Here is a 10,595-nt window from a genome sequence, read left to right as displayed (position 1 = left end):
GTTAAAGATTTACTCAAGTTTAAATCAATACCAAAATTCGCATTATAACCTTCACTTAATCGTTCGTTTGTTCGTCTCTCATTAATGAAACGACTCGTAGTTCCATTTGAGTTAAAATATTCGGCATCGGTTAAAGAGTTACCCGGATTATTTCTATAGTTGTATCCAAAATTTGAAAACAAATTAAAATTGGTTCCTTTTTTATTTAAAGTACTACTTACACCATAGGATTCTGGGTCTCCAGCAGAAAGAATTATCGAACCATTAACTCCATTTGATTTTCCTTTTCGAAGCACAATATTAATTATACCTCCTCCGCCTTCAGCATCATATCGTGCCGATGGATTTGTAATTACCTCAACTTTTTCAACAGCATCTGCAGGTAATAATTTTAGCGCATCGGCAACATTTATACCCGCTAGACCAGAAGGTTTCCCGTCAATTAATATTTTTACATTTTCATTTCCGCGAAGGGCTACATTTCCTTCTGTATCTACTGTAACCGAAGGAACATTATCTAAAACATCACTCACTGTTCCGCCTTTAACCATCATATCTCTTCCTACATTGTATACTCTCTTATCTAATTTAATTTCTACGGTAGATTTTTCAGCAATAACGATAACGTCTTGTAACTGCGAGATATCTGCTTCCAATGAAAACGATCCTAAAAAGGTGTTTTCTGTATATTTTTTTTGAGGAATAGTTACTTTTTTATAGGACATTAACTCAATTACTCCTGTATAATCACCTACTGGTAGTTCAAATTTAAACAACCCCTTTGCATCGGTCATTGCTCCATAAAGTTGATTAGATGCACTATTTTTAAAAGAAACAGTTGCGTATTCAACAGCAATTTTGTTTCCTTTTTCGAACACTTTTCCGCTAATTGTTATTTTTTGTTCTACTGGTTTTTGCGCAACAGAAGAAAATGAGATAAATACTGCTGTAAGTATTAATTGAAAATAATTTTTCATATTTTATATTTGTAATAAGGCTGCAAATTTACTCTTAGTGGCATCCTTTAATTCCTAAATCTTTGTTAAAACTATCGAAATAGTTCTTTAATTCGTTCTTTTGGTCGGGCAATTATTGCTTTATTACCATAAACAATGATTGGCCGTTCAATTAGTTTTGGGTATTTCAGCATTGCATCAACTATTTCTTGTTCTGAAAGTACTTTGTTTTTATAATGTTCGATCCAAATTGATTCTTTAATTCGTACCAACTCTATAGGTTGTATTCCCAATTTTTTTATAACATCCTTTAGCTCATCAAGAGTGAACGGTTCAATCATATAATTACGAATTTGAAACGGTTTTTTAAATAATTCAACTTCACACAAGCCTTCTCTAGATTTGTTGCATCTTGGATTATGGTAAATGGTAATCATTTTGTATTTTTGTTTGTTTAATGTACAAATGTAATATTTCTGATATGTTTATAGAGCAAGCTTTTAAAAAAGAAACCAATTTAAATTTAAGATTATTAAATTTTATCAAGTATTTAGGAGGTTCTTTTTTAGTGTTTTTAGCAGCAATGGTAGGTCAAATTCCACTTAGTATTGCGGTTTTATTTTCTGGAAAGATGCCTCAAAATAATGCAGACCTTTATTCGCTATTTGATTCAAATGTGTTTTTGTTTTTTGCCTTACTATCTTTTGTATTTGTCATTATAGGATTATATCTTGTAGTTGAAAAATTTCATAAACAAAAGTTTTTATCCATTATTACATCAAGAGAAAAAATTGATTGGAGTCGAGTATTAGTTTCTTTTGGGTTGTGGTTAATTATTTCTGTTATTTTGTTTTTCTCGTCTTATTTTTATGATTCAACAGATATTGTTCTGCAAATTAATTTGATTCCATTTTTAATCTTATTTGCCATCACATTATTATTAATGCCTTTCCAAACTACTGCAGAAGAGTTGATTTTTAGAGGTTATTTGATGCAGGGTTTCTATAATTTGTCGCTTAATAAATGGTTTCCTTTGTTAATGACTTCTTTAATTTTTGGCACAATGCACATAATGAATCCTGAAGTTGAAAAATTGGGGTATCTTATTTTAGTTTACTATATAGGATCGGGATTGTTTTTAGGAATTATTACTTTGATGGATGAAGGAACAGAACTTGCATTAGGATTTCATGCAGCTAATAATATTTTGGCGTCATTATTAATCACTACTGACTTTACCGTGTTTCAAACCCATTCCATTTTTAAAGATATTTCTGAGCCTTCAATAAATTTTGAAGTCTTTTTTCCGGTATTTATTTTATTTCCACTTCTAATTTATTTTTTCTCAAAGAAATATAAATGGAACAAATGGAATGAAAAATTAATTGGTACTAAAAATAGGTCAACACTTTAATTAATTCAATCTATTTTATGCTGCCTACTTTTCATAATTTTCATAATTCCTTCAAAATAAATGGAGCTCATTTTGATCAAGAGAGCTTATTTGATTTAGCCTACAGCTATGCAAAAGAAGGATCTGATTATGAAAAAGAAATTGGTATTTTTATTTTGGATTGGTTGGATGCTTCGGATACAATTCAATTAAGTACATCTGGAACTACTGGAAATCCAAAAACAATTATCCTTTCAAAACAGGCTATGGTGCATTCTGCACTTGCAACGGCTGATTATTTTAAATTGCAGCCAGGTAACAGCGCTTTATTATGTTTACCCGCCCGATATATTGCAGGAAAAATGATGTTAGTTCGCACCTTTATTATTGGGCTAGAATTAGATATTTTACCTTCAAGCTCAAATTTAGAAGCATTATCTTCTGAAAAAACATTCGATTTTGTAGCTTTAGTTCCCTTACAAGCTCAAAATAGTATAGATAAATTATTCCAATTTAAAAAAATAATAATTGGCGGTGCATCAGTTTCTAGTGAGCTTTCTCTTAAGTTGCAAAATTTAAATAATGAAATTTATGAAACGTATGGAATGACCGAAACAATTTCTCATATTGCCGCTAAGCGAATCGGTTCAGAAACGTTTACTGTTTTACCAAATATTAGCATAGCTTTAGATGACCGAGATTGTTTGGTGCTAAAAGTACCCTTCATTTCAGTAAATACTATTATAACGAATGATGTTGTAGAAATTATTTCACCGACTACATTCAAATGGATAGGGCGTTATGATACTATTATTAACAGTGGTGGAATAAAACTTGTTCCTGAACAAATTGAAGCTAAAATTGCGAAACATTTAACGGTTTCTTTTTTTATAACCGGAATACCCGACGCTCTTCTTGGTCAAAAAGTAATTTTAGTACTAGAAGGATCTGAATTTGAATTACCGAAGTCACTATTTGAAAAATTAGATAAATATGAAATTCCAAAGGATGTCTTTTTTGTGACTCAGTTTGAACGAACTTCGACTGCTAAAATTAACATAAAAAAAACCCTACTTTTAATAGGGTTGTAATATATTGTTAATTGTATTTTACATAAAATTTATCGGTTAATACCTTAATTTCTTCTAGTGAAGCAATTGGTTCTTTAGATTTTTTCCATTCATTTGAAGCTTGAAGTCTTATTTTTTTTGAACCAATTATGATATCAATTGGCATGATGAAATTTGGTTCATCAGTTTTCCATCGGTACTGAAAGCTTTTTCCTTGTGTTTTAATTTCTAAATGTGGTAGTGAGGTATGGTTTAAATACTGATTAAAAATAGGAGTTAAATTATATCCAGATTCTTGATTGAAAAAAGCAATTACAGTTGGCGTATCAATGATTTGTTTTTTATACGTTTCAGCATATTTCAATAATATCGACCACCACTTTTCATCATTATTTACTACATGTCGAAGCGTATTTAATAGGAGGGAACCTTTATAATACATATCGCCAGAACCTTCTCTATTAACACCAAATTGACCAATTATTGGTTTGTCATTTCTCACATTTTTTGATTGTCCGTTCACATATTTAATTGCAGCATCATAACCTTGCGTACATTCAATAAAAACGGTTTCGGTATAGGTTGTAAACCCTTCATGAATCCACATATCGGCAATGTCTTTACTAGTAATACTATTTCCAAACCATTCGTGACCGGTTTCGTGAATAGTAATGTAATCAAATTTCATCCCAACACCCGTCCCTGATAAATCATAGCCCATATAGCCTTTTTTAAACTTATTCCCATAAGCCACAGCACTTTGATGTTCCATACCTAAATAAGGTGTTTCAACTAACTTGTAACCATCTTCCCAAAAAGGATATTTTCCAAATTTTAATTGAAAACAGTCTAACATAGGTTTAACATCGGCTTCAAAATGTTTACGTGCTTTTTCTTCATTTTCTCTTAACACATAATAATCTAAATCTAATCCGTTATGTTGGTCATGAATATGAACATAGTCTGCAATGTTTATCGTAATATCATAATTATTGATTGGGTTTTTTACTTCCCAATCCCATCTTGTATAGCCATCGCCCAAATCTTTCGATCCTAAAAATCGACCATTTGAAACATTCATCAATCCATTTGGTACAGCTACATTTATTGAAGCGCCTAGATTAGGCTCATCTGTTTGGGAATCTTTACATGGATACCAAAGACTAGCACCTGTTCCTTGAACGGCTACTCCAATAAAATCGAGACCTTTATTATCCTTTTTGAATACAAATCCTCCATCCCACGGTGCGTTTTTTGCAATTTTTGGATTGCCACTATATGAAAAAAGCAGTGTATATATTTTATTTTTTTCTAATGGTGTATTGAAATTTATAAATACAGCATTTTCATCGCGAGTAAATTCTAATTTTCCAAATTCAAAGCAGCTTATATCATCAATAATCATGTTATCAAATAAATCCAATTGAATTTTTTTGGTAGGCTCAATTACTTTAAAAGTGATTTCATTTGTACCCATAATCCACTTTTTAGATGGATCCACTTTGAGATATAAATCATATCGAAGGACATCATAGCAAGTGCGTTCAAAACGTAAACCGCCTTGAAGTGAATCTCTCCTTGTAGTTTCTTGAGCAAAAGAAAAGTACATTCCGAAAAGCGCAAGAATTAAGAATATTTGATTTTTCATAATGATAATTGTTAGGTATATGAGTTGTCTAAATTACAAAATTGTTACTAAAGAAAAATTTGTAAAAGATTTTGTGTCTGCTTGGACAAAAGTAATGCACTTAGATCGTTTTGATTTAAGATAATAAGTCAAACTTATTCAAATAAAAAATCCGTTACATGTTACGTGATTTTGTAACGGATTTTTTTATGAGGATAATCTTTCTTTATTTAATTGCAATCATTGAAATTTCTATGTTTACGTTTTTTGGCAAACACGCTACTTGAACGGTTTCTCTAGCTGGAGCAGTTGCTTCATTGAAATAGGCACCGTAAACTGAATTAATCCGACTAAAATCTTCCATATTCATAATAAAAATAGATGTTTTTATTACGTTTTCAAAAGTCATTTCGGCAGCAGCTAAAACTGCTTTCATATTTTCCATTACTTGTTTGGTTTCAGTTTCAATATCATCTAAAACCAATTCCATTGTTTGAGGATTAAGCGCAATTTGTCCAGAGCTATAAAGTGTATTTCCTACAAGTACGGCTTGGTTGTAAGGACCAATTGGTGCTGGTGCATTTTCGGTATAAATTATTTTTTTCATAATTAGGGTAAATAAGTTTTTTAAATTGATTAATTGCTATTGAAATACGCGATCTGGTAACTGACGTTTATCGTATTTAATATCGCTTAAAACAGAAGATGAAATTCCAATGAAGAATCCCCAATAGGTATTTGTACCAAATGGAACCCAATTGAAACTCATGCGCCAACTTTCTAAATCTCTTTCAAAACGCAATTGAGTAAACGTAACACCTTTTTGTTTAAAATCATATCCAGATGATAATCCAACTTTCCATCGGGGAGCTAATTCAATATTTCCAGAAGCCATTACTGAATGAGAAGATATTTCCTTTTGTCTATTAGAATTATTGTAAGTAACGGAATAGGCGAGTCGCAAATCCCAAGGTAATTTTGTATTGTACCATTCAATATTTTTATCTTCTTTTTTAGTATCGTCTTTATCAAACAAACTTTGCCTAGTATCACTTAAATCGGTGTTTCTTCCAAATAAATCATCACCAGTTCCGCCGTTATTTTGATTCTGTTTATTTGATTTGTCTTCACCATCTGTACTTGAAAAGGCATAATTCATAGTCATATTGGCACTCGTCATTCTAAATAAGCTACCGCCATTATCAATATTAAAAGTATTGATTCTCTTTCCAACGTTATCAATTGCATAAGGATCTAATGTAGCGCCAAAATTTAGATTTAATTTATCTTTAAAAAATTGGGTTCCACCGCTTACTCTCATAGGGGTCCATGCTAATGAGTCTGCTGTGAAATCATAACTTGTGCTCAAGTTTAAATTATTAATAAGCATTACTTTTTTTGATTCTCCTTTTTTACTGTCCTTATCAATCATTTTTGCTTCAAAGGTATTACTTAAGGAAATTCCTACGTTATTTGAATAACTTTTTCCAGGGGCTCCAAACATACCGCCATCAAATTTAGTATATTCTTCAGTAGTTAAGCCAGTTGCATCAATGGCATAGGTGTCATAATATTTTTCAAAACTAGGAGTGTAGCCGTATGAAACATTGGGTCTCATTACGTGTCGAATCGCTTGAATTTTTTTGTCTTCTCCAAAATTAAAAGTACCATAAATGGTTGTTCCTATTCCAGCAGAAAAATTATAGGTTCTATATGTTTCAAATCCTTTTTGTTCTTTAGTAACAACTTTATTTTCAATTGTACTAAAATATTTTTGAATGGTATTAAAAGCCCATACTTCATTATAGGCAGTTCCCATTGTTACACTAAAATATTTTAAAATTTTAAAATTGGTTGTAATAGGAATACTGTGTTGAAAACCTGTTTTTGCATCTCTAAACATTTGGGGTTTAAAGAAAAGGGAATCTGATGTTTTTATTCGATTTTCCCCTCTAACATTATATTGAATATTAATATTTTTAATAATTCCTTTTTTGATTCCGTCTTTTGGTGCAAATGGGAATATACGATCTACACTAGCTTGAAAAGTAGGTAAAGTCATGTCTATTTGCTTGGTATTTGTATTTTGAGAATGGGTTGCCGATAATGACATATTCACTTGAGGCACTGTTTGAAATGTTTTAGAATAGGATACAGATGAACTCAGGTTATTATTCAATGTAGATCCAACGTTATTCATGTTAACTGATTGTCTAAAATATTGACTACTTCCTAGATTTACTGAAGCTGAAAAACGAGAATTTGCTGCAGCTTTAGCATCTTGACTATGCGACCATTGAATGTTATATTGTTTTGATTTCACATAATCAGGAAAACCTTTTTCACTTTGTATATTATTTTCAAATCTAAAATTAAATCGTCCGTTGAATTTATAGCGTTTTGCATAGCTGCTTTCTGCCCTCAAACCGTAACTTCCATTAGTGTAATAATCGCCTAAAACGGCTAAATCATAATAATCACTTAATGCAAAATAATAGCCACCATTTTGAAGAAAATATCCTTGTTGATTATTTTGTCCAGGGGTTGGAATGATGAAGCCAGAAGTACTTTTTTCGCTCATCGGAAAATAAGCAAAGGGTAAAAATAATGGAGTAGGAACATCGGCAATGACCAGATTAGTTGGTCCAACCACAACTTTCTTTTTTGGAACAAATTTTACTTTTGTAACATAAAAATAGTATTCAGGGTCATCAATATCTTTTGCTGTTGTTAAACGAGCCGATTTCATAAAAACAACCGAATCATTTTCTCGCTTTGAAATTTCAGCTTTAATATTCATTTCACCTTGCTTGGTTCTTGAATTCCAAATCAGTGCTTTTCCTGTGGTGTTGTTATAAACAAGAGAATCAGGTTCAACAATATTAGTTCCTTGAGTAAATACAGGTCTTTGAATATAATTTCCCGCAGTATCTTTTATTCTTCCGGCATACACTTGTTTTTTTTCATAATCATATACTATAATTCCTGCTTTGATATCAAAATCAGTATATTTTATTGAAGCTTCGTTGTATAAGGTAAGTTGTTTCTTTTTTTGGTCTATTTTTTCGTAATCCTTGGCATTCATTTTCACAATACCTTCTAAAACATTTTTTTTCTTCTTTAAAGAATCGTTTTTAGTATTGTTTTTAGGGCCATTTAAGCTAGAATTGTTTAATTTAAGTGTATCAATTGCTATAATTTCCTGACAAAATACAGAGGTATTTCCAATTGTTAGTAAAATTACTAATAAAACGATATGACTTAACTTTGTATACAATGCTTTTAATGCTATTTTTGTAAAAATTTGGCTTACTTTTTGAAGTGTCAAACTTACATATATTTTTTTGCAAAAATAATGTTTTAATAAAATTATAACTTATAATACTTTTTAATTATTCTATGTTAGTTAAAAACGCTATAAAATTTGTGTTGCTTTTGTTCATTTTATTTGTTCCAAGCGCACTTTTTGCTCAACAATCTAATCCGTTTAAAGTCGTCTTAGATGCTGGTCATGGGGGAAAAGATCCTGGAACAATGAGAGGATCTATTAGAGAAAAAGACATTGTTCTTGACGTGGTTTTACGTCTTGGAAAGTTGTTAGAACAGCATAACAGTGTTAAAGTATTTTATACTCGTAAAACAGACGTTTTTATAGAGCTCAGAGAACGAGCAAACATTGCAAATAAAGCAAAAGCAAATTTATTCATATCCGTTCACTGTAATGGTGTTAAAAGTACGGCTGCAAAGGGTACAGAAACTTTTGTGATGGGAATGTCAAGAACAGATACTAACCTAGATATTGCCAAGAAAGAAAATGGTGTTATTTTTCTCGAAGATGATTACAACCAAAAATATAAAGGTTTTGATCCGAATAATCCTGAGACATTATTAGGATTGAAGATATTGCAAGAAGAATTTTTAGGACAAAGTATTGAGTTGGCTTCAGAAATTGAAAAGAATTTTGTTCAAACTGATCGTTTTTCTCGAGGTGTAAAACAACAACCTATTTGGGTATTAGATGCAACAGTTATGCCGGGTGTTTTAATTGAATTAGGTTTTGTTTCTCATCAAGAAGAAGGGATTTACATTAGTTCAGATGCGGGAAAGGATGAAATGGCACAATCCATTTATAATGCGATTATTACATATAAAAACACTTTTTTTAGTCCGTCAGATGTTAATGAATCTATAGTTGCACCAATTGAATCTAATTCACCTACAGCATCTATATCGAACAATGATAATGAGACAACTCATGAAGCAAAAGGAATTCATTACAAAGTACAACTAGAAGCTGGCACTAAAAAAATAGATACAAAACCATCTAACTTTAAAGGGTTAGAACCAATTTCTTTTACCCAAGAAAATAAAATATATAAATATTTTTATGGTGATGAAACAGATTATGAAGCTTGTAAAAAACGTTTGACAGAGGCAAAAAATAAAGGATATAAATCTGCTTATATGGTAACTTTTGACAATAAATAAATTATGATAAAAAAAGCAACCTTTTTCCTTTCATTTATTTATGTCTTAATTGGATACGGACAAACATCTAAATTTAAAGTAGTTTTAGATGCTGGTCATGGAGGTAAAGATTATGGTGCCGTTTATCATGGAAATATTGAAAAAAATATAGCCTTAAAAACGGCTTTAAAAGTAGGTGCGCTTTTAGAAAACGATCCACAAATTGAGGTTATTTTTACAAGAAAATCGGATGTTTTTATTGAACTTCAACAAAGAGCAACGATTGCAAACAAATCTAAAGGAAGTATTTTCGTTTCGATGCATTGCAACGCCAATAAAAGTGAAGTTGCAGCTGGAAATGAAACCTATGTTATGGGGATTACTAGAAATGCTTCAAATTTAGAAGTGGCTAAGCATGAAAACCAAGTAGTAACCTTAGAGTCCGATTATAAAATTAAATATGATGGTTTTGATCCCAAATCTCCTGAATCGGTTATTGGAATAAATATTTTACAAGAAGAATATTTAGATCAAAGTATCGAATTAGCCGATAAAGTTCAATCCTTCTTTACTAAGAAATCTAAAAATAAAAATAGAGGGGTAAAGCAAGCTGGTTTTCTAGTATTACGTCAAATAACCATGCCTAGAGTATTGATAGAGATGGGATTTGTGTCTAACAAACAAGAAGGTGCTTTTTTAAATTCTGAGACAGGACAAGATAAATTAGCCGAAGCTATTGCCGAAGCAATTATTCAATATAAAAAAGAATTTTTTGTAGCTACAAAAGAAACTAAACCAGTTGTATCGGTTGTTAATGAAAAGGTGGAAGAAAAAACGGAGCGTAAAGAACAAGTTAAACCAACTATAATTAGTTCTAAAGGAATTGTTTATAAAGTACAAATTTCTGCAAGTCCTAGTGATCTTGACCCAACAGCAGTAGATTTTAAGGGATTATCGCCCATTTTTAAAGAACCCGCTGGTAAGTTGTTTAAATACTATTTTAGTCAAGAAAAAAAGTATGAAGTGTCTCAAAAAAGATTAGAAGAAGCAAAGAAAAAAGGATTTGAATCTGCTTACATTGT

At 31.1% G+C, this 10,595-nt stretch carries 9 protein-coding genes; 4 read left to right on the top strand and 5 right to left on the bottom strand.

Annotated elements, in window-relative coordinates:
- The coding region (locus ACIQZC_RS06230; RefSeq protein ID WP_396138376.1) for a carboxypeptidase-like regulatory domain-containing protein at window positions 1-977 on the bottom strand (977 nt) is incomplete at its 3' end.
- A 71-nt stretch (window positions 978-1,048) separates the two neighbouring features.
- Window positions 1,049-1,393, bottom strand: coding sequence for an ArsC/Spx/MgsR family protein (locus tag ACIQZC_RS06225; protein ID WP_396138375.1), 345 nt, complete (start codon window positions 1,391-1,393; stop codon window positions 1,049-1,051).
- Between the two features lie 44 nt (window positions 1,394-1,437).
- On the opposite strand from ACIQZC_RS06225, the gene ACIQZC_RS06220 reads away from it, so the two are divergent.
- A complete protein-coding gene (locus tag ACIQZC_RS06220) occupies window positions 1,438-2,370 on the top strand; it encodes a lysostaphin resistance A-like protein (protein ID WP_396138374.1) in 933 nt (310 codons plus the stop codon).
- A 17-nt stretch (window positions 2,371-2,387) separates the two neighbouring features.
- A complete protein-coding gene (locus ACIQZC_RS06215; protein WP_396138373.1) occupies window positions 2,388-3,440 on the top strand; it encodes an AMP-binding protein in 1,053 nt (350 codons plus the stop codon).
- Window positions 3,441-3,447: 7 nt separating this feature from the next.
- On the opposite strand, the gene ACIQZC_RS06210 is transcribed toward ACIQZC_RS06215, so the two are convergent.
- The 3 genes from ACIQZC_RS06210 to ACIQZC_RS06200 all read right to left on the bottom strand — a co-directional run bounded on the left by ACIQZC_RS06210 (window position 3,448) and on the right by ACIQZC_RS06200 (window position 8,374).
- The gene (locus tag ACIQZC_RS06210) at window positions 3,448-5,067 is read right to left on the bottom strand and encodes a M1 family metallopeptidase (protein WP_396138372.1); all 1,620 of its coding nucleotides are present in this window, start codon (window positions 5,065-5,067) and stop codon (window positions 3,448-3,450) included.
- Window positions 5,068-5,272: 205 nt separating this feature from the next.
- Window positions 5,273-5,653: a RidA family protein gene (locus tag ACIQZC_RS06205; protein ID WP_396138371.1), complete on the bottom strand. Its 381-nt coding sequence runs from the start codon at window positions 5,651-5,653 to the stop codon at window positions 5,273-5,275.
- A 36-nt stretch (window positions 5,654-5,689) separates the two neighbouring features.
- A complete protein-coding gene (locus ACIQZC_RS06200) occupies window positions 5,690-8,374 on the bottom strand; it encodes a putative LPS assembly protein LptD (RefSeq protein ID WP_396138370.1) in 2,685 nt (894 codons plus the stop codon).
- 71 nt (window positions 8,375-8,445) lie between these two features.
- On the opposite strand from ACIQZC_RS06200, the gene ACIQZC_RS06195 reads away from it, so the two are divergent.
- Window positions 8,446-9,534: an N-acetylmuramoyl-L-alanine amidase gene (locus ACIQZC_RS06195; RefSeq protein WP_396138369.1), complete on the top strand. Its 1,089-nt coding sequence runs from the start codon at window positions 8,446-8,448 to the stop codon at window positions 9,532-9,534.
- Between the two features lie 3 nt (window positions 9,535-9,537).
- The coding region (locus tag ACIQZC_RS06190) for an N-acetylmuramoyl-L-alanine amidase (RefSeq protein ID WP_396138368.1) at window positions 9,538-10,595 on the top strand (1,058 nt) is incomplete at its 3' end.

Origin of the sequence: Flavobacterium sp., assembly GCF_044338735.1 — a bacterium.
Classification (GTDB): Bacteria; Bacteroidota; Bacteroidia; order Flavobacteriales; family Flavobacteriaceae; genus Flavobacterium.
The sequence above is the reverse complement of the archived record's forward strand: the minus strand, read 5'-3'. Positions and strand labels throughout refer to the sequence as shown.

Coding starts and splice junctions, on each gene's coding strand:
- ACIQZC_RS06225 (WP_396138375.1), bottom strand. CDS start 1,393: ATGATTACCATTTACCATAATCCAAGATGCAACAAATCTAGAGAAGGC.
- ACIQZC_RS06220 (WP_396138374.1), top strand. CDS start 1,438: ATGTTTATAGAGCAAGCTTTTAAAAAAGAAACCAATTTAAATTTAAGA.
- ACIQZC_RS06215 (WP_396138373.1), top strand. CDS start 2,388: ATGCTGCCTACTTTTCATAATTTTCATAATTCCTTCAAAATAAATGGA.
- ACIQZC_RS06210 (WP_396138372.1), bottom strand. CDS start 5,067: ATGAAAAATCAAATATTCTTAATTCTTGCGCTTTTCGGAATGTACTTT.
- ACIQZC_RS06205 (WP_396138371.1), bottom strand. CDS start 5,653: ATGAAAAAAATAATTTATACCGAAAATGCACCAGCACCAATTGGTCCT.
- ACIQZC_RS06195 (WP_396138369.1), top strand. CDS start 8,446: ATGTTAGTTAAAAACGCTATAAAATTTGTGTTGCTTTTGTTCATTTTA.